22 protein-coding genes are annotated in these 24,737 nt (G+C 57.3%); 10 read left to right on the forward strand and 12 right to left on the reverse strand.

Translation table 11 applies throughout. From position 1 onward, the window contains the following. Nucleotides 1-81 precede the first annotated feature (81 nt). The 4 genes from coaD to Q0955_RS04020 all read left to right on the forward strand — a co-directional run bounded on the left by coaD (nucleotide 82) and on the right by Q0955_RS04020 (nucleotide 2,757). A complete protein-coding gene (coaD, locus tag Q0955_RS04005; protein WP_299420164.1) occupies nucleotides 82-579 on the forward strand; it encodes a pantetheine-phosphate adenylyltransferase in 498 nt (165 codons plus the stop codon). 225 nt (nucleotides 580-804) lie between these two features. Then, nucleotides 805-1,779 (forward strand): DUF808 domain-containing protein, encoded by a 975-nt coding sequence (locus Q0955_RS04010; protein WP_299421048.1) that lies wholly within the window; start codon nucleotides 805-807, stop codon nucleotides 1,777-1,779. 93 nt (nucleotides 1,780-1,872) lie between these two features. Beyond that, the gene (locus tag Q0955_RS04015; RefSeq protein WP_299420167.1) at nucleotides 1,873-2,214 is read left to right on the forward strand and encodes a hypothetical protein; all 342 of its coding nucleotides are present in this window, start codon (nucleotides 1,873-1,875) and stop codon (nucleotides 2,212-2,214) included. A gap of 90 nt (nucleotides 2,215-2,304) precedes the next feature. Further along, the gene (locus tag Q0955_RS04020; protein WP_299420170.1) at nucleotides 2,305-2,757 is read left to right on the forward strand and encodes a GNAT family N-acetyltransferase; all 453 of its coding nucleotides are present in this window, start codon (nucleotides 2,305-2,307) and stop codon (nucleotides 2,755-2,757) included. Between the two features lie 35 nt (nucleotides 2,758-2,792). Here the strand turns inward: Q0955_RS04020 and Q0955_RS04025 are convergent, their stop codons facing one another. The 3 genes from Q0955_RS04025 to tkt form a co-directional block, all read right to left on the reverse strand. Next, nucleotides 2,793-3,200: a hypothetical protein gene (locus tag Q0955_RS04025; protein WP_299420173.1), complete on the reverse strand. Its 408-nt coding sequence runs from the start codon at nucleotides 3,198-3,200 to the stop codon at nucleotides 2,793-2,795. Between the two features lie 74 nt (nucleotides 3,201-3,274). Further along, entirely contained in the window at nucleotides 3,275-4,021 is a 747-nt protein-coding gene (locus Q0955_RS04030) for a lysophospholipid acyltransferase family protein (protein ID WP_299420176.1), read from the reverse strand. A gap of 470 nt (nucleotides 4,022-4,491) precedes the next feature. Further along, nucleotides 4,492-6,513 carry a transketolase gene (tkt, locus tag Q0955_RS04035; RefSeq protein WP_299420179.1) on the reverse strand — a complete coding sequence of 674 codons (2,022 nt, stop codon included), beginning with the start codon at nucleotides 6,511-6,513 and terminating at the stop codon, nucleotides 4,492-4,494. A gap of 253 nt (nucleotides 6,514-6,766) precedes the next feature. Between tkt and Q0955_RS04040 the strand changes: the two genes are divergently transcribed. Beyond that, nucleotides 6,767-7,576 (forward strand): hypothetical protein, encoded by an 810-nt coding sequence (locus Q0955_RS04040; protein ID WP_299420182.1) that lies wholly within the window; start codon nucleotides 6,767-6,769, stop codon nucleotides 7,574-7,576. Next, nucleotides 7,576-7,971, forward strand: a complete 396-nt coding sequence (locus Q0955_RS04045) for a cell division protein ZapA (RefSeq protein WP_299420185.1) — start codon at nucleotides 7,576-7,578, stop codon at nucleotides 7,969-7,971. The genes Q0955_RS04040 and Q0955_RS04045 overlap by 1 nt, the downstream gene beginning before the upstream one ends. 72 nt (nucleotides 7,972-8,043) lie before the next feature. Here the strand turns inward: Q0955_RS04045 and grxD are convergent, their stop codons facing one another. The 9 genes from grxD to Q0955_RS04090 form a co-directional block, all read right to left on the reverse strand. Then, complete coding sequence (grxD, locus tag Q0955_RS04050) at nucleotides 8,044-8,406, reverse strand: Grx4 family monothiol glutaredoxin (protein WP_299420187.1); 363 nt, start codon at nucleotides 8,404-8,406, stop codon at nucleotides 8,044-8,046. Between the two features lie 170 nt (nucleotides 8,407-8,576). Beyond that, nucleotides 8,577-8,789 (reverse strand): hypothetical protein, encoded by a 213-nt coding sequence (locus Q0955_RS04055; RefSeq protein ID WP_299420190.1) that lies wholly within the window; start codon nucleotides 8,787-8,789, stop codon nucleotides 8,577-8,579. Next, a complete protein-coding gene (locus Q0955_RS04060) occupies nucleotides 8,789-9,025 on the reverse strand; it encodes a BolA/IbaG family iron-sulfur metabolism protein (RefSeq protein ID WP_164642314.1) in 237 nt (78 codons plus the stop codon). The genes Q0955_RS04055 and Q0955_RS04060 overlap by 1 nt, the downstream gene beginning before the upstream one ends. A 66-nt stretch (nucleotides 9,026-9,091) precedes the next feature. After that, a complete protein-coding gene (locus tag Q0955_RS04065; RefSeq protein WP_299420195.1) occupies nucleotides 9,092-9,613 on the reverse strand; it encodes a hypothetical protein in 522 nt (173 codons plus the stop codon). Between the two features lie 15 nt (nucleotides 9,614-9,628). Next, on the reverse strand, nucleotides 9,629-10,114 hold the full coding sequence (locus Q0955_RS04070; RefSeq protein ID WP_299420199.1) for a hypothetical protein: 486 nt from the start codon (nucleotides 10,112-10,114) through the stop codon (nucleotides 9,629-9,631). Nucleotides 10,115-10,117: 3 nt separating this feature from the next. Beyond that, nucleotides 10,118-12,277 (reverse strand): phosphoribosylformylglycinamidine synthase subunit PurL, encoded by a 2,160-nt coding sequence (gene purL, locus Q0955_RS04075; protein ID WP_299420201.1) that lies wholly within the window; start codon nucleotides 12,275-12,277, stop codon nucleotides 10,118-10,120. Nucleotides 12,278-12,481: 204 nt separating this feature from the next. After that, complete coding sequence (locus Q0955_RS04080) at nucleotides 12,482-13,618, reverse strand: BamA/TamA family outer membrane protein (RefSeq protein ID WP_299420203.1); 1,137 nt, start codon at nucleotides 13,616-13,618, stop codon at nucleotides 12,482-12,484. 22 nt (nucleotides 13,619-13,640) lie between these two features. Beyond that, entirely contained in the window at nucleotides 13,641-15,926 is a 2,286-nt protein-coding gene (locus Q0955_RS04085) for a mechanosensitive ion channel family protein (RefSeq protein WP_299420205.1), read from the reverse strand. 289 nt (nucleotides 15,927-16,215) lie between these two features. Next, nucleotides 16,216-17,121, reverse strand: coding sequence for a LysR family transcriptional regulator (locus Q0955_RS04090; RefSeq protein ID WP_299420208.1), 906 nt, complete (start codon nucleotides 17,119-17,121; stop codon nucleotides 16,216-16,218). A 379-nt stretch (nucleotides 17,122-17,500) separates the two neighbouring features. Here Q0955_RS04090 and Q0955_RS04095 point away from each other — a divergent pair, with 379 nt between their 5' ends. The 4 genes from Q0955_RS04095 (at nucleotide 17,501) to Q0955_RS04110 (ending at nucleotide 24,625) form a co-directional block, all read left to right on the forward strand. Then, nucleotides 17,501-19,102, forward strand: coding sequence for a bifunctional diguanylate cyclase/phosphodiesterase (locus tag Q0955_RS04095; protein WP_299420210.1), 1,602 nt, complete (start codon nucleotides 17,501-17,503; stop codon nucleotides 19,100-19,102). 223 nt (nucleotides 19,103-19,325) lie between these two features. Continuing rightward, complete coding sequence (locus Q0955_RS04100; RefSeq protein ID WP_299420213.1) at nucleotides 19,326-22,742, forward strand: indolepyruvate ferredoxin oxidoreductase family protein; 3,417 nt, start codon at nucleotides 19,326-19,328, stop codon at nucleotides 22,740-22,742. 155 nt (nucleotides 22,743-22,897) lie between these two features. Beyond that, nucleotides 22,898-23,800, forward strand: a complete 903-nt coding sequence (locus tag Q0955_RS04105; RefSeq protein ID WP_299420215.1) for a lysophospholipid acyltransferase family protein — start codon at nucleotides 22,898-22,900, stop codon at nucleotides 23,798-23,800. A gap of 12 nt (nucleotides 23,801-23,812) precedes the next feature. Continuing rightward, on the forward strand, nucleotides 23,813-24,625 hold the full coding sequence (locus Q0955_RS04110) for an aspartate/glutamate racemase family protein (RefSeq protein WP_299420218.1): 813 nt from the start codon (nucleotides 23,813-23,815) through the stop codon (nucleotides 24,623-24,625). The last annotated feature ends 112 nt before the right edge of the window (nucleotides 24,626-24,737 follow it).

Consider the following 24,737-nt stretch of genomic DNA (forward strand, 5'->3'; position numbering starts at 1 on the left):
CAGAACTACCTATGTCTTAAAGAACCCTTGCAAATGGCTGCGCAATAATGTTGCGTGCGCACAGGACCACGGGAGGCTTACATGCGCACCGCACTTTATCCAGGCACGTTTGACCCTATCACATTGGGACATATAGATATTATCCGCCGAGCGGCCGTTTTGGTCGATCGGTTGGTGATTGGTGTGGCGATCAATCGCGACAAGGGCCCGATGTTTGACCTGGAAGAGCGGGTGGCGATGATTGAGGGTGAATGTGCCAAGCTGTCCAAAGAGACCGGCACAGAGATCTTTGCGCATCCGTTTGAGAACCTGCTGATTGATTGTGCCAAAGAAGTGGGCGCACAGATCATTGTGCGCGGGCTGCGCGCTGTGACCGACTTTGAGTATGAATATCAAATGGTTGGCATGAACCGGGCATTGGATAGCAGCATTGAGACCGTGTTCCTGATGGCGGATCTGAAACATCAGGCGATTGCGTCAAAGCTTGTCAAAGAGATCGCACGGCTGGATGGAGATGTGTCGCAATTTGTGACACCTGCGGTGAACGCCGCACTGCTGGAGCGGTTGGGCAAAGCCTGACCTTATGCAGTCGCGTTAACACAAAAAACCAGGCCCCAAATCGCGTCGGTATTCTGTCGGTATCGCGACTGTTTTTGAACGGTCCGTATTGGCGTATCCAAGTGTGACCGCGCCGCACGCTGCAACGTCTTGTGGCGCAACGGCTCTTTGCAAATCTGTCGGGGTGGGGCATGAAGAGCCAACAGGACAGACAGCCCCACCTAAGGGGCAAAAGGAGTGCGTAAGATGGCAGGTGGTTTGCTGGCGTTGTTGGATGATGTGGCCTCGATAGCCAAAGTGGCGGCGGCTTCGATTGACGATGTGGCGGCGGGCGCGGCCAAAGCGAGCGCCAAGGCGGCGGGCGCAGTGATCGACGACGCGGCGGTGACGCCAAAATACCTGCATGGGTTTGAAGCCAAGCGTGAACTGCCGATTATCTGGAAAATCGCTAAAGGCTCGATCAAGAACAAGCTGCTCATTCTGTTGCCGGTGGCTTTGCTGTTGGCCAACTTTGCACCCTGGTTGATTTCGCCACTGTTGATGATTGGCGGGGCGTATCTGTGTTTTGAAGGCGCTGAGAAGGTGCTGCACGCCTACCTGCCGCATGACGATCATCACGGCAGTGAGGATGTGGAGAGCGACGATCCGGCGCATCTGGAAGAGAAAAAGGCAGCCGGGGCGATCAAAACAGACTTCATCCTGTCCGCAGAGATTATGACCATCATTTTGTCGGGCATTCCGGAGAGCAACTTTTGGATGGAAGCGGCTACTTTGGCAGTGGCTGGCGTGGGCATCACCGTGGCGGTTTATGGCTCTGTGGCGCTGATTGTGAAAATGGATGATGTTGGCTTGGCAATGTATGCCGGTGGTCGCTTGTCACTGACCCGCACCCTGGGCCGTTGGCTGGTGCGTGGGATGCCCTATTTCATGAAGCTGCTGACCATTGTCGGCACGGCGGCAATGCTTTGGGTGGGTGGTTCGATCGTGATCCACGGTATGGAAGAATTGGGCTTTGGCTGGCTGGGTCACCACATTCACGACCTCGCCTATGCGGCGGGCCACATGGTGCCCGCGGCCTATGAGGGCTTTGTCGAATGGACCACCAAAGCGGCGCTGGATGGCGTGTTTGGTCTAGTACTGGGGGCGGCACTGATCCCGGTGGCAACCAAGGTGATTGCGCCGATCTGGGGCGCGGTGAGCGGCAAGAAGGCGGCGCATTAAATGCGCGTTGATGGAGCGCTGCCGGTGATCCGGGAGGTGCGTCCCTGGTATTCAAGATGGATTGGAACGCGGTCCGTCCACCCGGAGCGTCATATGCGCTTCATCGACTTTGCCTCCACGCTTTCCGCTTTTGACGCGCGCATGACACTTGCGCCACGTGTTCAGCAAGAACTTGTGGCTTTCTTGGATGTGCGGCTTAAGATTGCAAAACGTGCAAGAACGCGAGCTTCCAGTGTTGTAGGCAGACTGGGTAATGCTCTGTCAGGCGAACATCCGGACTATTTGAGGCTGACGGCCAGCGAATTGCAGGATGTTCTTCATCTCCTAGGCGTGGAGGCGGATGACATCGTCGATCAACATACTTTGTTTGATTTGCGAGTGGATGTCGCTGAAGAGGCATTTTTGAAAATACGAGATCACACCTCTGCGAAATGATTCCATTCCTAGGGTTTGCCTGAATTCAATTGACTTCCTCACCAGGGTGGATTTGATTTGATCAAATTTTAGCAGGTGAGAGTTTGAGTTATGGTGTTGGTGGTAAAAAAGGCGGCGCAGGAAGATGCGAGCGTGGTGGCGGAGTTTGTCTACGCACTGTTGAAAGAGCTGACCGGCAGCGAAGACATAGACCGTGAGGGTATGTCTGCCACGGCAGAGGCGCTATTGCGGCGCGGGACGATCACCGCCTTTGTGGCCTATCGGGACACGACACCGGTGGGGGTGATCTCCTTACATGAGTGCGCTGCGATTTATGCCGGAGGCGTGTTTGGCGAGATTTCCGAGCTCTATGTGACGCCGGCCTACCGGTCGCAGGGCGTGGCGGCGGATTTGCTGTCGGCCGCGCAGGCGGAAGGTGTTGCGCGGGGCTGGAAGCGGTTGGAAGTTGGCGCGCCAACGCAGCCGCAATGGCATCGAACTTTGGCGTTTTACGAAGGACAAGGTTTTTTGGAAACCGGGCCGCGGCTGCGGCGGTTGATTTGATGCGCCCATGAACCTGTGATTACAACGGAACGGAATTACGCTTCATCAACGCCAGTCCAATCTTGGTGGCCTCTGGCGTTGAGCATGGAGGACATGCGGAAGCGTCCGTCTATGTTGTGTAACAAGGCCGTGGACGTGTAGGGCGCAGTTGCGAGGTTTGGGCCGCTGAGCATGCGGGTTCGAAAGGTTCCAAGCCAGGTGCCGTCTGGGCATTCTTCCAAAGTGATTGGGACGCGGTCGATAAGGTCCATGTTCATCATTTCCACGGCAAGTCGATATTGCTGGAAGTTGTGCGCTACGGCATCTTCGGTTCTGAGCACAATCGGCTTGAGCTTTGTGATCAATGAAAACGGCAAGATCAGGCGCGCGCGCCATTGCTCGAGGTCGTTCCCCGTAAAGGCGTGGGAAATATCTGTGAGAAAATGCTCAAACTCAGTATCCATGCGCAAAGTTGTACGCCTGTTCCAAGGTTAATGCGAGTGTCTCGGTGCCAAGAGTGGTTTTGAGTTGCGGGTGGTTAGGGGTGTTCCGTGACTTCGCCGGTTTGCGCGTCGTAGGCCGTGGCCATGGCTGCGCGAAGACGGGCAACGGCGACGTCGGTGTTTTCCTCGGCGTCAAAGCGCATCTGGTCGAGTACGTCGATGTGGATGGTGCCCTTGAACGGGAAGAACTTGCCACGTGGCAGGAGCGTGTCGGAGTGGCTGATGACAAAGGGGCGTACAGCGCGGCCGGTTTGTTGCGCGATCAGCACGGCGCCAGCTTTGAACGGGGCCAGGCCCGGTTTGGTGGAACGGGTGCCTTCGACAAACAGGATGGGCGAGCGGCGTACTGGCATCGCAGCTATGGCGTCTGTCAGGGATGAGAGCGCGTCGCGGCCCTTTTGGCGGTCGATTTTCAGGAGACCTGCGCCTTCAAAGCCGCGTTTGAGGAGGGCGGCTTCGCAGAGTTCTTTCTTGGCGCCGAAGGTGACCCATTTCTCGTCCGGGATCACGTGCAGCATGGAGAAGCCATCAAGGTGGCTGCGGTGGTTTACAGCGATGATGGAGTTGCTGTCAGTGCGCAGGGCTTCAATCGCGGCGTCGGAGATTTCGACTTTCACGTCGAGGAACCACAATAGCCAGGAGCAGCAGCGCGACACGGTGCGCCAGAACCAGCCGCGAAAGCCGGGGCGTTTGCCGCAGACGGTGGGGATGAAGGCCACAAACAGGAAGATAAACGGGCCGGTGAGGACCAAGAGGCAGCGCTTTAGAAGGGTGGCGAGCATGGCGGGTCCTGTGTGGCGGGGCGTCGGATGGCTGATAGAGACTTACGGCGGGTAAAGATAGGGGGGAATTGGGGTAGGTACGGGGGCAGTGGTGTCGGCGTAGAGATGACATGCGTGGACTGCACTGGGGGTGAGGCTCAAGACGGTGGTCAAGCTGGGGGCCAGCCCCCAGACCCCCGGGATACTTCTGGCAAGAAGAAAACGGGGGCGGCACGGGCCACCCCCTGAAGGAACCCCGATGAGGTTTCTCCTTGCGCGGCCATCGGCTTCCCAGCCTGTGCCGCGGTGCAAGCTTGTGCCCTTATGGTTAATGAAAGGTTACTGCTTCTTTCTTAAGGGGTAAGGGCGCCACCCGTTTTCTGCTGGTGCTGCGCGCTCCTTGGCGAAGGCAACCAAATGCACGTCTGCGCGTGGTAACAAAAAAAGGCGCCTCAAAATGAAGCGCCTTTTCAATTGGATATACGTCGAGCTTACAGCAGGTCTTTGACCTTCTGGGCCACGTTTGTCGCGGTGATACCGAATTTCTCAAACAACTCACCCGCTGGAGCGGAGGCACCGAAGCCGTCCATGCCAACAAAGTCAGATTTGCCTGGACGGGCGCGTTCGCCCAGCAGCCATTGATCCCAGCCGCCATTGCGCACGGCCGCCTCAACGCCAACACGCACAGCGGCGCCAGCTGGCAGCACTTTGCGGCGGTAGTCTTCGTCCTGAGCAGCAAACAGCTCCATACACGGCATGGAGACCACGCGGGTGCCGATGCCTTCGGCCTCAAGCAGTTTCTTGGCTTCCATGGCGGTGGAGACCTCGGAGCCGGTGGCGATCAGGATGGCCTGACGTTTGCCTTCGGCTTCGGCCAGAACGTAGCCGCCTTGGGCGGTGAGGTTCTTCAGCTTGTGCTCTGTGCGCAGGGTAGGCAGGTTTTGACGGGTCAGCGCCATCACCGATGGGGTGTCCTTGGAGGTCAGGGCAATTTCCCAAGCCTCGGCGGTTTCCACGGAATCAGCCGGACGGAACACATAGGTGTTTGGTGTTGCGCGACAGATTGCCAGATGCTCAACCGGCTGGTGGGTTGGGCCGTCTTCACCCACGCCGATGGAGTCATGGGTCATGACAAACACGGTTGGGATTTTGCTCAACGCGGCCAGACGCATGGAGGGGCGTGCGTAATCGGTGAAGCAGAAGAAGGTGCCGCCATAGGGGCGGATACCGCCGTGCAGCGCCATGCCGTTCATCGCCGCGGCCATGCCGTGCTCACGGATGCCCCAATAGACGTAACGACCTTTGCGATTGTCGGTGTCAAACACACCCAGATCAGCGGTCAACGTGTTGTTGGAGCCGGTCAGGTCAGCAGAGCCACCCACGGTTTCCGGCATGATCGGGTTGATCGCAGCCAGCGCCATTTCGGAAGACTTCCGGGTGGCCACAGTTGGCAGGTTTTCGGAAATCTGCTTTTTCAGCGCTTTGACAGTTGCCGACAGCTTGTTAGGGGCCTCTAGCGCGTAGGCGCGGTTGAAGCGGTCCTGTTTCTGCTTGGAAGCTTCGGAGAAGCGACCTTCCCAAGCTTCGCGATCTGCGGCGCCACGGGAGCCAATGGCTTCCCACTGGGATTTGACGTCAGCGGGCACTTCGAACGGCGCGGAGGTCCAGCCGTAGCCTTCTTTGGCAGCTTTCATCTGATCCGCATCGGTCAGCGCGCCGTGGCCTTTGGACGTGTCCTGTGCCGCGTGACCAATCGCGATGTGCGTTTTGCACGCGATCATCGAAGGTTTCTTGGTTTTCTTGGCAGCTTCGATGGCGGCGTCGATCGCTTCCGGATCGTGGCCGTCGATTTCCTGTACGTGCCAGCCGGATGCTTTGAAGCGCTTGACCTGATCGGTGCGGTCAGACAGCTCTACGGTGCCATCGATGGTGATGTTGTTGTTGTCCCAGAAGACAATCAGGTTGCCAAGCGAATGGCGACCGGCCAGGCCGATGGCCTCTTGGGAGATGCCTTCCATCAGGCAGCCGTCGCCTGCAATCACATAGGTTTTGTGATCCACCAGCTTGCGGCCATATTGTGCGCGCTGGATTTCCTCGGCCATGGCAAAACCCACGGCGTTGGCGATGCCTTGACCCAATGGACCGGTGGTGGTTTCCACAGCATCCAACAGGAAGTTTTCCGGATGGCCTGCGGTCAATGCGCCGGATTGGCGGAAGTTTTTCACCTGCTCGTGGGTGACCTGCTTGTCGCCCATGAGATAGAGCAGGGAGTAGATCAGCATGGAGCCGTGGCCGGCGGACAGGATGAAACGGTCGCGGTCCGGCCAGCTTGGCGCAGCCACGTCAAATTTCATGTGCTTTTCAAACAGCACGGTGGCCACGTCGGCCATGCCCATGGGCATACCGGAGTGACCGGAGTTTGCAGCGGCAACCGCATCCAGCGTCAGGGCGCGAATGGCGGTGGCTTTCATCCAGTGTTCTGGGTTTTTTTCACGCAGTGCGGCGATATCCACGGATGCGCTCCTTCGGTTAAGGGGTTGTGTTGACCGGTTACTAGCAGTTTCGCGCTCAATAGCAAGCTGGCAGGCGTGTTAGCGGTAAAAATGAGCGGGTTACGACACAAGGCAATCTGTCGGATAGGGGGCGCAATTTGCAATTTCAACGGCTAATATCAGACCATTGAGCGTCGTTCTTTGATTCGTTAAGAAGGACAGGCGCGCTTAAGAACGCGGGTCACTAAGAACCGGACCGGAAAGGACGAGGCATATGAGCGACATCAGCGAACTGGAAAGCAGGCTGACGGCGGCGCTTGAACGCATAGCGCGCGGCGTTGACGGCATGCAGGCTGTGGTTGCTGAGCCCGAAGAGGGTGAAGACGTACAGGCATTGCGTCGGGCATTGGAAAACGAGGCGCTGGTGACGGCGCAAATGGAAGAACGTGTGCGGGCTTTGACTGCGCGGCAGACCGAGCTTGAAGAAGAGTTGGGTGCAGCGCAGGCCGCTCAGAGTGAGGCGGAAGACGCCTTGAAAACCGCAGAAGGCAAAGCGGAGGAAACCTCTGCGTCTTTGTTGGCGGCAGAAGCACGGGCGGAAGCGGCGGAAACCGCAGCGGCAGCCGCAGCAGATGCGGCGGAAGAGGCGGCCGAGATTGCTGGCAGTTCTGCAGATGAGACCGCGGACCCGGCGCCAGCGGAAGATGGTGCGTTGGCTGCGGCGGTGGAAGAAAATCGCGTGATGCTTGGCGAGTTGGGCAAACGTCTGCGCCGGTTGCGGCAGATGGCGCGGCGGGAACGCTCTGCCAATCAGGTGCTGCGCGAGCAAGTTGAGAAAGAGGGCATGGTGGATCCGTCTGCTGTGAACGAAGCCTTGAAAGCCGATCTTGATACGTTGAGCGCCTTGCGCGAAGCCGAGAGCGCGGAAACAGCCGTGATCCTGGCGGAGCTGCGTCCTTTGGTGCATGGCATGGCGAGTGCCGCTCTTGACGACGATTCATCAGAAGACAGCGAAGCGGTTGAGGCCGTTTCAGATGAGACCGCCGCATCGGTTGAAGACAGCAAAGAAACGGGAGACGCCTGATGCCTGAAGTACAGATTGAAATTGGCGGTCGCGTTTTTGAAGTGGCCTGTCAGGAAGGTGAACAGCACTTTCTGCGGGCGGCGGCGCAAATGGTGGATGAACAGGCACGGGTGCTTGTTGGGCAAGCCGGTCGCATTCCCGAGGCGCGTATGTTGTTGATGTCGGGGTTGATGTTGGCTGACAAGACCGCTGGGTTGGAAGATCAGCTGCGCGATGCGGAAGCCAAGATTGCCGCGCGGGACAAAGAAATTCAGGCACTGCATGAGACGCCAAAGGCCGCGCCTGAAAAGGTGGAAGTGCCGACCATTCCTGAGGAAGTGACGCAGACGCTGGCTGAGATGGCGGCGCGTGCGGAAAGTCTCGCGGATCTGGTGGAAGAGAAGGCGGCGGGCTAATTTCCGCTCCGTTTGAAAGTAAAAAAGCCCCGTCAATTTGGCGGGGCTTTTCAGTTGGATATGATGTGAAGCTTAGGCGTTGGCTTCGCGGATTTTGTCGGCCGCGTCTTTGTCAAATGCCACGCCGTTGTCGGTGAACAGCGTGTCGAGTTCGCCGGATAGGGTCATTTCGGTGATGATGTCACAGCCGCCAACAAACTCACCTTTGACGTAGAGCTGTGGGATGGTGGGCCAGTCGGAGTAATCCTTGATGCCCTGACGGATTTCCTCATCCGCCAGCACGTTCACGTCGGCGTAATCTACCGCCATGTAGTTCAGAACGCCTGCCACGCGGGAGGAGAAGCCACACTGCGGCATGTCCTTGGTGCCTTTCATGAACAGCACCATGTCGTTGGCTTTTACAATCTCGTCAATGCGGTCTTTAACGTCGGTCATGTCTTTCTCCGTTTCCAAGCGCGGTATCGTAGCTGCCGTTCGACGCGCCAGAACCTAGGCCCATATTTCATCAGTTTTCGGACCTCACATATGGTGATGGCCACCATATAGGCAAGATCAATTAGTTTTAGCAGCGCCCATACGGCCATCGTTCCAAGAGGGCCGTCCACTCAGCGCTTACCATTGCGTTCTTCCAGTCGCCGGTTTTTGGCGATGATGGCGTCCATACTGTCGTTGTCCAGTGGGTGATGCCGCACTTCGCTAGACTTCGGTTTGATTTTACTCAAGCTGGAGCGTTTGTTCCGCTTAATAAAGGCTTCAGCACAGGCCGCGCCCACCACCAGAACCAGTATCCCAACAACAATGGTGGTGACTGATGGCACTACTCAGGCGCCTTGGTGGTCAGCGCAAGGGCATGTAGCTCACCAGTAGAGCCGTCCATTTTGCCTTTGAGCGCGGCGTAGACGGCGCGTTGTTGCTGCACGCGGTTTTTGCCGCGGAAGCTTTCGTCAATCACCATCGCGGACATATGCACGCCGTCGGTGCCGCCAACCTGAATGTCGGCGTCCGGGAAGGTCTCGCGCAGGAGTTCCTCGATTTCGTGAGCGGTCATTGGCATTGTGAGCTATTCCTTTGTGTCGTTGCTCAAAAATGTAAGTGGCCCGCTGCGGCTCTGCAAGGCGATTTAGAGGAAGGTCGCAAGTGATTGCAGGTAGGCGGGCACGTCGGCGAGGGCGTCCTGTACCTCGGGGTCTTCAAAATCATGCACTGACTTCGGGTCTGGCGGGGAAAGGGCGGCAATCAGGAACTTACCCTGACGCTTGGAGCTCTCTGGGATGGGCAGGTGGCTGGCTTCCTGCAGGAGCAACAGGGCTTCGTGGATGGGCCGTAGGACGCGTAGGGCGTAGGTCATATGCTCCAGAAGATCCGGATCATCACGCCAGGTTTCGCCATCAAACAGCTCTTGCGTCACGCGTTGGCCGGCCCCGGCGCATTGGTAGGCGACGCAGCCGCCAAAACCTTTGGGCAGGAGATCGTCGTGGATCGCACAATTGAGGCAGCTGTCGGAAAGGTTGGGGCAGGGCGTGTCGGCGCGTTTGAGCAGGGCGAAGTCTTCGTTAGCGTCAAAAGGGTAAGCAACACAGCAGAGTGCGGCGCATTGGCTGCAGTCATCGCTCAGGGTCGGCAAGGTGACGGGCAATGTCATGGCAAAGGGCCTGCGTCAGTCTTCATAGAGGTCTGAAGGCACCTTGGAAGTTTTGTAGAGCACAAACAAGGAGCTAAAGCCCCAAATATAAGCGACAGCAATTGCCGCCCAAGACAAGGCTTGATGTGTCCAAGTGGGGCGAAAAATCGAGCGCATATCGGATTTGTCGAAACCTGTTTCACAGTGGAATAGATTGCTAGCTTCAAGGAGGATGTCATTGGCGTAATGCGCAAAGACAAAGCTCAAGGCGCAGATCAACGGCAGTGTGGCAACCGGCCAGGATATTTCTGCAAACCGGTGTGCGATGACGATGCCGGGGGCGTGGATCAGCGCGACAAACAGCGTGACTTTTGCCAAATTGAGGATGGTCTTGTTGGCGTAGTCCAGCGCACAGAAATCGATCGCAAAAGATGTCCGATGCGACGCTAGAAGCAGCGTGTAGACAATGCAAAACACGCCGATCTGCGACAGGATGTAGAAGATCGGCGCGTTGGCTTTCATGGATTAGGCAACAGCCGCGGCAAAGCTGCTGCGGAACGTGGCAGAGAGTTCCTCCAGAGAGGCCTCGGAGCTTCCAAACTTGACGCTGTCACCGGTGAACTTCCCGATGGAAGCGATTGAAACACCAGCCTTTTGAGCGTTGATCATCAACGCCTCAGCCTGATCGAAGTTACAGGCCACCAGATAACGGGCCTGATCTTCGCCAAACAGGGTTGGGGTGTCATCCACATCGATCTGAACACCGACGCCAGCCGCTTCGGCCATTTCGAAGGCCGCCAGAGCCAGACCGCCGTCTGCGAGGTCGGTGCAGGCTTTGATCCAGTCGCGGTTGTTGCGAATGAACTCGCCGTTTTTGCGTTCTTCATCGAGGTTCACGTGTGGTGCGTCGCCGTCTTCGCGGTTGAAGACCTCTGCCAGCAGGGCGGATTGGCCAAGGTGGCCGGTGGTGTCCCCAATCAGCAGGGCCACGTGGCCGTCACGTGCTTCGCCCAAGATCGGCTCTTCGCCAGCTGCAATCAGGCCCACAGCGCCAATGGTTGGAGTTGGCAGAATGGCAGAGCCGTCGGTCTCGTTGTATAGCGACACGTTGCCGGACACGATGGGCATGTCCAGAGCGGCAACGGCTTCACCGATGCCTTTGATCGCGCCGACAAACTGACCCATGATTTCAGGCTTTTCGGGGTTGCCGAAGTTCAGGTTGTCTGTTGTGGCCAATGGCTTAGCACCAACAGCAGAGAGGTTGCGGAAGGCTTCGGCAACAGCCTGTTTGCCACCCTCTTTGGGGTTGGCTTTTACATAGCGCGGGGTCACATCAGAGGTGAAGGCCAGCTTTTTGTCGGTGCCGTGTACGCGGATCACGCCGGAGCCCATGCCGGGACGCTGGGCGGTATCGCCCATCACGGTGGTGTCATATTGCTCATAGACCCATTGCTTGCCGGCGTAGTTTGGCGAGGTGATCAGGCCTTTGAGGCCGTCAATCGCGTCAATCTGGGGCACGTCTGCCAATTCTTCCGCCGCTGGGGTTTCCACCCACGGGCGGTCGTATTCTGGCGCGCGGCCAGACAGCGGGGACAGAGGCAGGTCCGCTTTGACCTCGCCGTTGTGCAGGATCAGGAAGCGGTCTTCGGCGATGGTTTCACCTACGATGGCAAAGTCGAGATCCCATTTGGTGAAGACCGCGCGGGCCTCAGCCTCAAGCTCCGGGTTCAGAACCATCAGCATGCGTTCCTGGGACTCAGACAGCATCATTTCATAAGCTGTCATGTTGGCTTCACGCTGTGGCACGTCCTCAAGGTTGAGCTTCACACCCAGCTTGCCTTTGTCACCCATTTCCACCGCGGAACAGGTCAGACCGGCTGCGCCCATGTCCTGAATGGAGATCACAGCGCCGGTCTGCATCAGCTCCAGCGTCGCTTCCATCAGGCGTTTTTCGGTGAAGGGGTCGCCAACTTGAACGGTCGGGCGTTTTTCTTCGATGGTGTCGTCAAATTCCGCCGATGCCATGGTGGCGCCGCCGACGCCGTCACGGCCGGTTTTCGCGCCGAGATACACAACAGGCATGCCGATGCCTGAGGCGGCGGAGTAGAAGATGCTGTCGGTTTTTGCGAGGCCTGCGGCAAAGGCGTTCACGAGGCAGTTGCCGTTATAGGCCGGGTGGAAGCGGACTTCGCCGCCCACGGTTGGTACGCCAAAGCAGTTGCCGTAGCCGCCGACGCCTTCGACAACGCCATTCACCAGCTGTGTTGTCTTGTGGTGGTCAGGCTCACCAAAGGACAGGGAGTTCATCGCGGCCACAGGGCGCGCACCCATGGTGAAGACATCCCGCAAAATGCCGCCAACGCCGGTCGCGGCGCCTTGGTAGGGTTCAATGTAGGACGGGTGGTTGTGGCTTTCCATTTTGAAAACAACGGCATCGCCATCGCCAATGTCGACGATTCCAGCATTTTCGCCTGGACCACAGATTACCTGTGGGCCTTCGGTGGGCAGGGTACGCAGCCACTTTTTGGAAGATTTGTACGAGCAGTGCTCGTTCCACATCGCGGAGAAGATGCCCAGCTCTGTGAAGGTTGGCTCGCGGCCAATGATCTCCAGGATCAGGTTGTATTCGTCAGGCTTCAGTCCATGAGCTTCGATGAGATCGGTGGTGATGGCCGGTTCCTGCATGTCGCGAGAGTCCCCAAATAAACAGCATTTGGGGGGCTTTTAGGGCAGGGAGGGCAAAAGGGGAAGGCTTAAGGCAGGCTTAATCTGACGGGAGGGGGGAAATGGCACAAAAAGCCGTCTGTTGTAGGGGGAGTTCCTGGGGGCCAGCCCCCAAGCCCCCGGGATATTTTGGGTCAAATGAAGTGCGGGTGTGAGGCACCTCGGTCAGAAGCGTTGGCCGACGTAGATATAGAGCAGGTCTTCTTTGCGGTCGTTGTATGACATGTCCACAGAGAAGACGGCTTTGAACTTTTTCGACAGTTGGAAACGCAGGCCCAGACCGCCGGCGTAGCGGACATCGGAGTCGCCGATGCGGCCGAAACTGCTGCCGGTGTTGCCAAAACCTGCAAAAGCCACACCGGAGAAGCGGCTGCTGAGCTGGTGGCGGTATTCGGCCTGTGCTGAAAGCAGTGCGTCGTCGAGAAACTCGGTTGGGCTGAAGCCGCGGAAGCCGTCGGTGCCGCCCAGAGAACATTGGTCAAAAAACGGGGTGTCTTCGCTGCTGGCGCAGCCTGCAAAGCGGGTCGCAATGCTGTTTTGATCGCCAATTGGCAGGTAGTGGTTGTAGGTCAGCACCGCTTTGCTGTAATCGCGGCCGCTGGAGTTCAAGATTTGGCCGTAGGTCAACGCGCCGTCGAGAAGGTGGCCGTTGCGGGCAGAGAAATCGTCGTCGCGGGTGTCCCATTTGGCCAGAAGGCTGACGGTTCCCACTTCGAGGTGGCCTTCGGGCAGGGGCGGCAGGCCCGTGCCGGAGCTGTTGTAGCCCAGGGTGGTGTCCAGATAGCGCAGGGAGCCGCCAAACAGCAGGTCGGAATTGAGGCCGCGCAACACGCTGAGGTTGGCGACGTCGCCGGTTTGGCGCACTGGCACCGGGGTGCCGCCAACAAAGAGATCATAAAAGCCTTCCGCCTGGCCCAGGCTGGCGCTGACCTGCCAGCGGTTTTCATCCCAGACAAATTTACCGCCAAACCCATAGGCGTTGGTGCCGTTGTCGGATCGCATCACGCCAAGGCCAAGGATGGAGGTGTCGCTGCCTTCATCAATGTTAAAAAGATAGCCGCCGCCAAGCACCAGTCCAGCACCAATCAGCACGTTCTTGAATGGCACCGGCGCAACCACCACTGAGCCATTGCCAAACCCCAGGGGGGTATCCTGGGTACGGGCGTCGTCGAGTGAGCCATTCATCATATCATTGGCAAACGGGTCAGCCTGTACGGTGGAGCACGACAGCAAGATCGCAAGCGCAGCGCCCGGAAGGATCCGGGCGGCTGCTTTGAGTGTTGTGGCAAAATGTGCCGTCATTGTGTGTCCTTTGTAAGCCGGATCAATCCGGCCCTTTGGAGGGCGCGGCGGCGGCTTGCTCTTCTTGTTGTTGCGCGGCGGCTGCGGCGGCGGCGGTGAGGGCGGCCTGATCTTTCTCTGGCAGATCCTTGGCACCTTCCGGCAGGGCCACGCGCACTTCGCGGCGGGCAAAGTCGATACCAGCGGCGTTGAACTCGGCTTTCACGCGGTTGTAGATCTCTTTGCGGATCATAAACTGCTTGCCCGGTTTGGCCATGAACTTGCCGCGGATGATCATGCCCACATCGTCAAAGTCAAACACACCTTGCGATTTGAACGGCTGCAGGAAGTCGTCCTTGTAGAGCTCTTCTTGCAGCATCTCCTGACCGATCTTCTTGAAGATCTTTTTCACCTGGTTTGGATTGGTGTCAAACGGCACGGTGAACTTGAGCTTCATGATCACCCAGTCGCGGGAATAGTTGGTGAGCTTGGGGATTTCGCCATAGGGGATGGTGTGGACCGGGCCGCGGTGGTGGCGCAGCTGCATCGAGCGGATCGAGATTTTCTCGACCGCGCCCATGGTGCCTTCGATCTCGACATATTCGCCGACGCGGAAGGCGTCATCCACCAGGAAGAACACACCGGAGACCACATCGGTGACCAGTTTCTGCGCGCCAAAACCAATCGCCAAACCAGCGATACCAGCACCAGCCAACAATGGCGTGATGTCGACGCCGAGGTTGCCGATGGCCAAGAGAGTGAAGACCACGATGATCGCGCCTTGGGCCGTGACCAGAGCCAGAGGCAGGACGGTGGACAGGCGAGAGCCGCCGCCGCCGCCCATTTCGTCGCCGCCGGCGTCTTCTTGGGTCATGCCCAGCGCGGTCATCTCAGCCGCGAGGCGACGGTTGATGTAGAGGCTCATGGCCTCATACACCACATAGCCTACAATGGCTGTCATGGCGAAGCTGAACAGGTTGTCGCCAATGCCCGCGCCTTCTTGCAACAGGCTGCCAAGAGAGACGTTCCATGTGCGGGTGATGATCACCAACACAATGCCCATGGCGATCACTCGGCCAATCCGCACGTAGCTGCGTTTGGTGGCAATATAGGCGGCCTGCGCAATGCTGCCTTCGCCTTGCATCGGGGGCACAACATGGCGCACCAAGCCGCGGATGCCGGTGTCGATCACCGGGGCAATCAGCAGCCAGAACATGGTGGTGTAATGTGCGCCACCCACCAGGAGCTGTACTTTGCCCAGGCCAATCAGAGTGGACACCAGAACCCAAGTGGCACCAGCCACACCCATGGCGAAGTAAGGATACCAGCGTGCCACGGATTCATCAAACTCGGTGCGGTCAGGATCGTCGCCGCGCATCATGTCGCTGAGACCCTCACGGGCGGTCCAGGCAACATAAGAAATGTAGACATAGACCAGAGAGTCCAGCCAGAAGCCGATGCGGGTTGTGCCCGGGGCAACGCCGTTTATTTCATTGAACTTGACCACAAAGATGGTTGCGCCGCCAAGGACCACAATGCCGATGATATGTCGGTGAAGGAAGGCTGCCCATTGATCACTGATGCTGACAAGGCGAAGGTCTGGTCGATTGGGCGCCAAAAGGAAACGGGAGAAGGCAGCGGCGATGCGCGGCATCCAAATCATGTATCCGATAAACGGCGCAACAAAAGTGACCTGTTGGGCATCCAGAACAGTACGGCCAAGGGCACGTACCGTGATATAGAAGATCACCAAGCCAAAGATTTCTCGCAGGAAGCGCTTAAGCAGGAAGACAACAGCTTCGCGCAGCGTGGTGTCACCCTGTGCAGCCTCCGGGTTGCGCACTTTGATGAGCCAGGTGCGCACCGCATATTCGACGCCAAGACCAACTGCGAGCAACAATGCTGTAAGCCCCAAGAGGGTTAGCACTCCGCCAATACCACCGTGGGTTTCGACAAACGTTTTGAACGCTTGAACTTGCGCAGGTATTAGTGCCGGTAGTTTGCGAACAGCGCCCAGCAGCGGTTGGGAGAAAGCGTGCCATAGGTTGGTCGCGCGCTCTACCATAGACTTAGGTGCTTCCTGCTCTGTCTGCGCAGCGGCCACTGCATCAAGACGATCCAGTAGCACGGCGCGGACTTCGTCGTCCGACATGCGTGCGACCATGGCGTTGATCGCCTCGGTGGTCATTTCCTCGGGGTTGATTTCAGGGGCTGCGGTCTCAGTGGATCCGGTGGCAGTTGTGGTGGGCAGGCCCTGGGCCTGCGCCGTGGTCATTGCAGCGACGCATAATGACAGCGTCAGAAGAATGCTCGAAACGATATGTCTCATAAGGAACTCTACGGTCAAAAAAATGATTAACCATAGGAGAAGACTTTTACGTGAGTAGGTCAAGGTGTGTTCGCCTGACTTGGAAAGGCGACGTTGTTGATTTCAGATTGTGAAATGGCAAAAAAAAAGGGCCGAGCTATAAGCTCGGCCTTAGTCCAACAGGGAGGTGAAGATGATGAGCGTATAAGCAATCATCGCCTTCACGAGATGAATTAGTAGTCAGTTTGTGAACCTTCAAGAGATATTGTGTCGCAGGCGCAGCATGCCCGCTATGCGTGGATTGCATAGCTTAGGAAATGTCTTTTTCTCGCAATTGCTTGCGGTGCAGAATGATCTCTTCCTGCACAAAGTCCCGGAAGGCGGCAATGCGCTTGGATTGGCGCAATTCCTCAGGGAAAGCCAGATATACTGGGACTTCGGCGGATTCAATTTCCGTGCCGACGCGCACCAGATCCGGGAAATCCTGCATCAGGTAGTCGGGCAAGACGCCGATGCCAAGATCATGGCTGACGGCCTGAAGTACACCAAAGTAATTGTTCACATAGAGCATCTTGGTAATGTCATTGGCCAACAGGCTGGTGACAAAGCTGGCGCCCGCGCCAACCTGTTCAGAGGTGACGTTTTGGCAGATGAGGCGGTGCTCTGTGAGGTCTTTTAGAGTTTGTGGTTCACCGTGAGTTTCTAGGTAACTCTGGGAGGCGTACAGCCGCATGCGCACGCTCATCAAACGTTTGCGGATGAGGTCTGCCTGGCTGGGCTCTTTCATGCGGATGGCCACGTCCGCCTCGCGCATGGGCAGGTCGAGCACCTTTTCCTCGAGCATCAGGTCGATGTTGAGGTCCGGGTATTGCTCGTAGAGTTTTGCCAGACGCGGCGCCAGCCAGAGTGTGCCAAAGCCGATGGTGGTGGTGACGCGCAGCTCGCCAAACACTTCTTCCTCGCTGTCACGAATGCGGGCGGATGCGGCGTCCAGACGTTTGTTCATCGCCGTGGTGGCGTCAAACAGCAGCTCGCCTTGCTCCGTCAGGATCAAGCCGCGGGCGTGGCGGTGGAACAGGGTGGTGTTCAGGCTTTCCTCAAGCGCGCGGATTTGGCGCGAGACAGCGGACTGAGACAGGTGCAACACGTCTCCGGCGTGGGTCAGGCTGCCCGCGTCGGCAACCGCGTGAAAGATCCTGAGTTTGTCCCAATCCATGGTAGCTCCATTTTTTTGTTTTGTGTCATGCGGTTAGTTCTCAGTCAAAGAAAAACTTACCGTGGGGAGGCTTGGAGGCGCGGTCATACGCGTGTAGAGTGGAGAGGGAAAGCAAAGTTTTGACGAAAAAACATGACTTTGCGGAGATGGCTACCCGAATTGACAGGGTGGCCTATCTATTGGGCGAAATGCCGAAGAATTTGGCATAGGTGGTACTTGGGTTGATTGCAGAGCTTCGGCAATGATTGCGGGCGCTTGGAGATGCTTTTTCATTTACCTTCTTTATTTCGCGTCAAAAACTAAATTGTGGTTACTGACTTGTTAATCTTTGATTAGGAATCGTTTGAAAACAGTGTTTTATCAATAGACGAGGCACTTCATGAAGGTACTATCTCGGCTCAAGGCAAAGCTCCACTGGCACCATCTTGTGCATGGCGGGATCTTCCTGACGGCGCTCGTCTTGTTTCCCATCCTCGGCGAATATGAAGTTTTTGAAGCCTTCTATGAATACAGTCGCGCCCATGAGGATTGGGAGTTGGATGAGCTGGCGTTGTTGGTGACATTGCTCACTGTGGCGTTGCTGTTCTCCGTTCTTTTCCAGGCCAGTCATTTGCGGCGCATGGCGCGGGAACGGGAAGCGATGCGTAAGAGTGCTGCGGCCAATGCACGTCACGACCCGCTGACCGGCGTGCTGAATCGGCGCGCATTTAAGGAAGTTGCGGGCGGGCTGGCGCGGTCGCAGATTTCGGACGATGCGCCGCGTTACATTGCATTGATGGACTTGGATAAGTTCAACCCGGTGAACAGTTTGCATGGGCATGAGGTGGGGGATGCCACCTTGCAGGAAGTGGCCGAGCGGTTGAAACTTGAGGCTGGCGCGGGGGGCACAGTGGCACGGCTTGGCGGGGACGAGTATGCGGTTTTGCTCAGTGCAAAGGTCAATGCGGTACAGGCTGAGCGCGCGGCGCAACGTTTGGTGCACGAAATTGCGCAGCCGTTCTATTTTGGCGATACAGCGGTGTTTATTGGTGCGTCGGTTGGGTTGGTGGCACTGCGGCACGGGGATGACATTTCAGAAGTGATGCGCCGGGCGGACAAAGCCATGGGCATGGCCAAAACCCAGGGGCGTGGACGGTTCACCTGGTATGATGCGGATCTGGATCGGCAAGCGATGGACCGCGAGGCGATTGCGGCGGACTTGCGTGATGCGATTGCGCATGAGCAGGTGGTGCCGTGGTTTCAGCCCATTGTGGACATTGACGAGAACCGCGTGAGCGGTGTGGAGATTCTGGCGCGGTGGATTCATCCGGAGCGCGGGTCTATTCCGCCAGGGGTGTTTATCGAGATTGCCGAAGACAGCGGACAGATTGGCACATTGGGACTCAGTGTGTTGCGACAGGCCTGTGTGGCGGCCAAGGATTGGGCGCGGCCTTTGACGTTGTCATTCAATGTGTCGGGGGTGCAATTCAGGGATCCCAATCTGGTGCCGTCGATCCGTATGGTGTTGGAGGGCACGGGATTTCCGCCGGAGCGCCTGATCGTGGAAGTCACTGAAAGTTCGGTGATCGACGATTTTGGTGTTGCGCGGGCCAAGCTGGAGGAGTTGAAGGCCATTGGCGTGGCGATTGCGCTGGATGATTTTGGCACCGGGTATTCGAGTTTGGCGGCTTTGCAGAACCTGTCGTTTGATCGGTTGAAGATTGACCGAAGTTTTGTGACGGACATTTCCAACAACCCAGAATGCCAAAAAATTGTCGCAGGTATCGTGTCATTGGCCCAAGGACTACATTTGGAAGTGACCGCGGAAGGCATCGAGACGGTCGAAGATTTGGCTTATGTCAGTTATCTACAGTGCCAACGTGCACAGGGCTTTTTGTTTGAAAAAGCAGTGCCTGCGGCGGAGGTTGTAGAGTTTTTGGACGGAAAGTGGGAGGAATTGCCCACGGTGCCGGTTGCGTTGGCCAAAGTGGTCGGGACGTAACGGCATCTTGAATGTCTGCCATCTGTGGTGTGCGAAATGCGGTGTCTTTGGCGCCGCTTTTTCTTTTCGGGTCAATTGCCTACACCGTAATCTTGCGGTGTTTTGTGATCAGAGCGCGCGGCTTAAAGAAACGGGTGTTCAAAAAAAATCATTGCTTAGGTCAGATATTGTGACCTAATAATGAGATTATATAGGAATGACCGTCCAGCGAGGGGAGCGCAAGATGAGTATCCAGAAGGTGTCACTGAATGACCGATTGGACCTGACCAAAGACAATGTGATGCTGAATGGCACACAGGCTTTGGTGCGGCTGATGTTGATGCAGAAGGCGCGCGACACCAAGGCTGGGCTTAATACCGCTGGCTATGTGACCGGGTATCGCGGTTCACCTCTGGGCGCCGTGGACAGTCAGATGATGCGCGCGGAGAAAGAGCTCACCGCGCATGATGTGTTGTTTCAAACCGGACTAAACGAAGACCTTGCGGCGACGCAGCTGTGGGGCAGTCAGCAGGCGGAACTGCGCGGCGAGGGCAAGTTTGATGGCGTCTTTGGTCTTTGGTACGGCAAAGGGCCGGGTGTTGATCGGACCGGCGATGTGATGCGCCACGCCAATATGGCGGGCACCAGCCCCAATGGCGGTGTGCTGATGGCGATGGGCGACGACCACACCGGAGAAAGCTCCACAGTGTTGCACCAGTCCGAATGGGCTTTGGTGGATGCCTATATGCCTGTGGTGTCACCTGCGGGTGTGCAGGAGGTTATGGACTATGGGCTTTATGGTCTGGCGCTGAGCCGGTTTGCTGGCGTTTGGGTTGGCCTAAAAACCATGAAGGACACCATTGAAGCCACCGCGGTGGTGAATGGCGATCCGCATCGGTTGGAGTTTGTGACGCCGGAGTTTGATATGCCGGAAGGTGGGCTGAACATTCGCCTGCACGATACACCACACGCGCAGGAAGCGCGGATGATTGACCACAAACGCTTTGCGGCAGAGGCGTTCTCCCGCGCGAATAAGATGGACAAGCGGGTGTGGGGCAAGCCGGGGGCCAAGATTGGCTTTGTGGCGGCTGGCAAAAACTGGCTGGATCTGGTGCATGCGATGGACCTGCTGGGCATTGATGAGGGCGAGGCGGAGCGGCTTGGCATCACCACCTATAAGGTCGGGCAGACCTTCCCGCTGGATATGACATCTTTCAGCGAATGGGCCGAGGGGCTTGACCTGATTGTGGTGGTTGAAGAGAAGCGCAAGCTTATCGAGGTGCAGATCAAAGAGGCGATCTTTGATGACCGGCGCGGGCGGCGAGTCTATGGCTGGTACAAAGGTGGATATGGCAGCTTGGGGCGCGAGGAGTTGTTCCCAACTCGCGGTGCGCTGGACCCGATTATGATTGCCGAGAAGCTTGGTGACATCTTGATTGAAGAAGGCCGCGGCACCGATGCGGTGAAGGCCGGGATGAACACCTTGAAAGAGGCGCAGCGGGCGGACAATGCCGAGGATATTGCCGTGCGCACGCCGTGGTTCTGTTCTGGCTGTCCGCATAACACCTCCACCAAAGTGCCGGAGGGCAGCCGGGCCTATGCCGGGATTGGCTGCCACTATATGGTGCAGTGGATGGATCGCGAGACCACCGGCTTTACCCATATGGGCGGCGAGGGCGCGAACTGGATTGGTGAGGCGCCGTTTAGCAAGACCAAACACGTGTTCCAGAACCTGGGCGATGGCACCTACAACCACTCCGGGGTGCAGGCCATTCGCGCAGCTTTGGCGGCGGAAACAAACATCACCTACAAAATCCTGTTCAATGACGCGGTGGCGATGACCGGTGGGCAGGCCAATGATGGGGGCTTGAGCCCGCAAAAGATTGCCGGTGAGGTTCGTGCGATGGGCGTGCAACATGTGGCGGTGGTCTATGACGAGAAAGAGGATGTGGATCAGTCCGTGTTCCCCTCTGGCATCACGTTCCACGAACGTTCGGAGTTGATGAGTGTTGAGAAGAAATTTCGCGAAATCAGTGGTGTAAGCTGCATTGTTTACGTGCAAACTTGTGCCAGTGAGAAGCGCCGCCGGCGCAAGCGCGGGCAGTTTCCTGATCCGGATCGTCGGGTGTTTATCAATACGGATATCTGTGAAGGTTGTGGCGACTGTGGGGTGCAGTCCAACTGTATCTCGATTGAACCAGCAGAGACCGAACTGGGGCGCAAGCGCAAGATCAACCAGTCGAGCTGTAACAAGGATTTCAGTTGCTTGAATGGCTTCTGTCCCAGCTTTGTGACCGTGGAAGGCGCGAAAATCCGCAAGGGTGCGACGGCGGCGTTGGAATTGCCGCCCATGGCGATGCCTGAGATCAAACCAATTGAGGGCACGCATAACGTGGTGATCACTGGTGTCGGCGGTACTGGTGTTGTGACCATTGGTGCGATCCTGTCTCAGGCGGCGCAGATTGACGGCAAAGCGGCCGGCATGATGGAGATGGCTGGTCTCGCACAGAAAGGTGGCGCGGTGCATATCCATTGCCGTGTGGCCGAGACGCCAGAGGCGATCAGCGCGGTGCGCGTGGCCACAGGTGAGTGTGATGCGTTGATTGGGGGCGATCTGGTGGTGAGTGCCGGGGCGAAGACCTTGGGGCTGACATCGGAAGGCCGGACCGGGGCTGTGGTGAACAGCCATGAAATCATCACCGGCAATTTTACGCAGGACACCGAATTCAAACTGCCAACAGGGCGTTTGGAAATTTCCTTGCAAGCGCGGTTGCGTGAGAAACTGGCATTGTTTGATGCGTCCGAGTTGGCGCGTGTGGTGATGGGGGATGCGATTTTTTCCAACATGATGGTGTTTGGTGCGGGCTGGCAAAAAGGGCTTATCCCAATCAGCCATGAAGCGATTGTCAGCGCGATTGAGCTTAATGGCGCTGCGGTCGAGAAAAACTTGCGCGCGTTTGAGATTGGCCGTTGGGCGGTGCTGTACCCGGAGCAGGCGGCAAACATGTTGGCGCCAAAATTGGTGCAGTTGCCCAAGACGCTGGACGAGAAGATCACTTTCCGTGCGGAGCATCTGGTGAAGTATCAGGGCCAAGGGCTGGCCAAGAAATACCTTAAACTGGTGAACAGGGTGACGGATGCCCGGTTAAAAAAGGCTGTGGCCTTGGGGTACCATAAGCTGTTGGCTTATAAGGATGAATATGAGGTGGCGCGGCTGCACCTGGAGACGCGGGCGAAGGCCGAAGAGGTCTTTGAGGGCAATTTCGACATGAAGGTACATCTGTCGCCGCCGCTGCTTGCCAAAGAGGGGCCAAACGGGCGTCCGTTGAAAACGGAGTACGGCAAGGGCATGATGCGTCTGTTCCCGGTTTTGGCCAAGTTGAAAGGGTTGCGCGGAACCCCGCTTGATCCGTTTGCACGCCATCCGGAGCGCAAAATGGAGCGGGCGCTGATTGCGCAATTTGAGGCGGATATGGCGCAGGTGATTGCCGATCATGGGGCGGAAGCTTCGGACGCGGCGGTTGCGTTGGCGGAATTGCCGTTGCAGATCAAAGGCTTTGGCCCTGTGAAGGTGAAAAATGAAGCCAAAGCTGCAAAGCGACGGGAAGAGTTGCTCGCAGCGTTGCGGCACGGGGATACGGTGCAGGCAGCAGCCGAATAAGCCCCCCGGTTTCTAAATGGGAAAACAAGAAAGCCTGCCTGTTTTGGGCAGGTTTTTGGATTTGAGATGCGATAGCTTGACGCTACGGAAGGGGGTTAAAATTCCTTCGTAAATCTGTCATATGAACGCCGTGTTTCTACGACTCGAGAGCTTCTATGACCTACGCGATCCACAATGCCCGTGACATCAGCTACGCCTATGCGGCCGAAACACGCAGCGGCAAAGCGATGATCCGAATGCTGGAAAACTCCACTGGCCGGCTGAAACTGATCAGGCGGGCTGCGGGCTATGAAGACGAAGTGGCTGCTGGGCGAGACTTCTGGGAAGTCATGCGCGAACGCTATGGGTTGACCCTGGATGTGATTGGCGGATCGCTTAACAACATCCCCAAAACCGGGCCGGTGGTGATGATTGCCAACCATCCTTACGGGATTTTGGATGGGTTGATGATGGGCTATATGCTGAGCAAGACGCGCGGCGATTTCCGCCTTATGGCGCATCAGGTGTTCCGCAAAGCGCAGGACATGGAAAAGGTGATCCTGCCGGTAAGTTTTGATGAAGACCGAGAAGCGGTAAAGCTGAACCTGCGGACCCGAAAAGTCTCATTGGATTACCTCAACCAGGGCGGTGCGATAGGCATTTTCCCAGGCGGCACGGTGTCGACTGCGGACAAACCGTTTGGGCGTCCGTTTGATCCGTATTGGCGCGGGTTTACAGCGCGGATGATTGCCAAATCCGAAGCGGCGGTGGTGCCAGTGTTCTTCGACGGGCAGACAAGCCGTTTGTTCCAGGTGGCAAGCCATCTGCATTACACGCTGCGCATGGGGTTCCTGATCCGCGAATTCAAAAAGCGCGTGGACACACCGGTGCGTGTGGTGATTGGCGAGCCTGTTGAGCAGGATGCGATCCAAAGCCGCGCCAGTGACACCTGGGAGCTCATGGACTTCCTGCGGGAACGCACCTATTCCTTGTCTCCAAAGCCGATCCGTAAAATGGGATACGGCTTTGAGTTTGAAGAAAAACATAAGCTTGACGGCCAGAAGGCTGCAAACAGGTAATTGAGGTGTGTCGTGGCAGTTGGACTCTTTGACAGTGGTTTGGGTGGCCTGACGGTTTATGATGCGGTGAGCAAGCGCTTGCCGGATGTGCCGTTGGTGTATTTTGGCGACAATGCCCATGCACCCTACGGCGTGCGCGATGCTGATGATGTTTACAACCTGACCACCGCTGCTGTTGAGCGGATGTGGGACGCAGGGTGTGACCTGATCATCCTGGCGTGCAACACGGCCAGTGCGGCGGCGTTGCGGCGGATGCAGGAAAGCTGGATTCCGAAAGACAAGCGCGTGTTGGGGGTGTTTGTGCCCCTCATTGAGGCGATGACCGAGCGCAGCTGGGGCGACAACTCGCCGCCGCGTGAGGTAGAGGTCAAACATGTGGCGCTTTTTGCGACACCGGCGACAGTGGCAAGCCGCGCGTTTCAGCGCGAGTTGGCATTTCGCGCGATCGGTGTAGACGTCGAGGCGCAGGCCTGCGGCGGCGTAGTGGACGCCATTGAAGATGGCGACATGATCCTGGCTGAGGCGCTGGTGCGCTCTCACGTGGATGCGCTCAAGCGTAAGATGCCAGAGCCGCAGGCGGCCATACTGGGCTGCACACACTATCCCATCATGCATGACACCTTTCAGAACGCTTTGGGCGCGGATGTAAATGTGTATAGTCAGGCCAATCTGGTTGCAGATTCGTTGGCAGACTATTTGGAGCGGCACCCCAAAATGATTGGGCAAGGCACAGACAATTTGTTCCTGACCACGGGTGATCCTCGCAAAGTGAGTGATCGCGCGACCCAGTTTTTGCGACGACAAATCACTTTCCAAGCCGCGTAAACTGCGGCGAGGGGGCGCAGGCTCTCGCAATTCTCATCATAATTCACTATTTACCCCGCAAGTGACGGGGGTGGTCGCGCGAATTCTGCGGCCAAAAGAAGGGAAGAGGTCG

This window comes from uncultured Shimia sp. (genome assembly GCF_947493595.1).
In the GTDB taxonomy this organism is placed as follows: domain Bacteria; phylum Pseudomonadota; class Alphaproteobacteria; order Rhodobacterales; family Rhodobacteraceae; genus Shimia.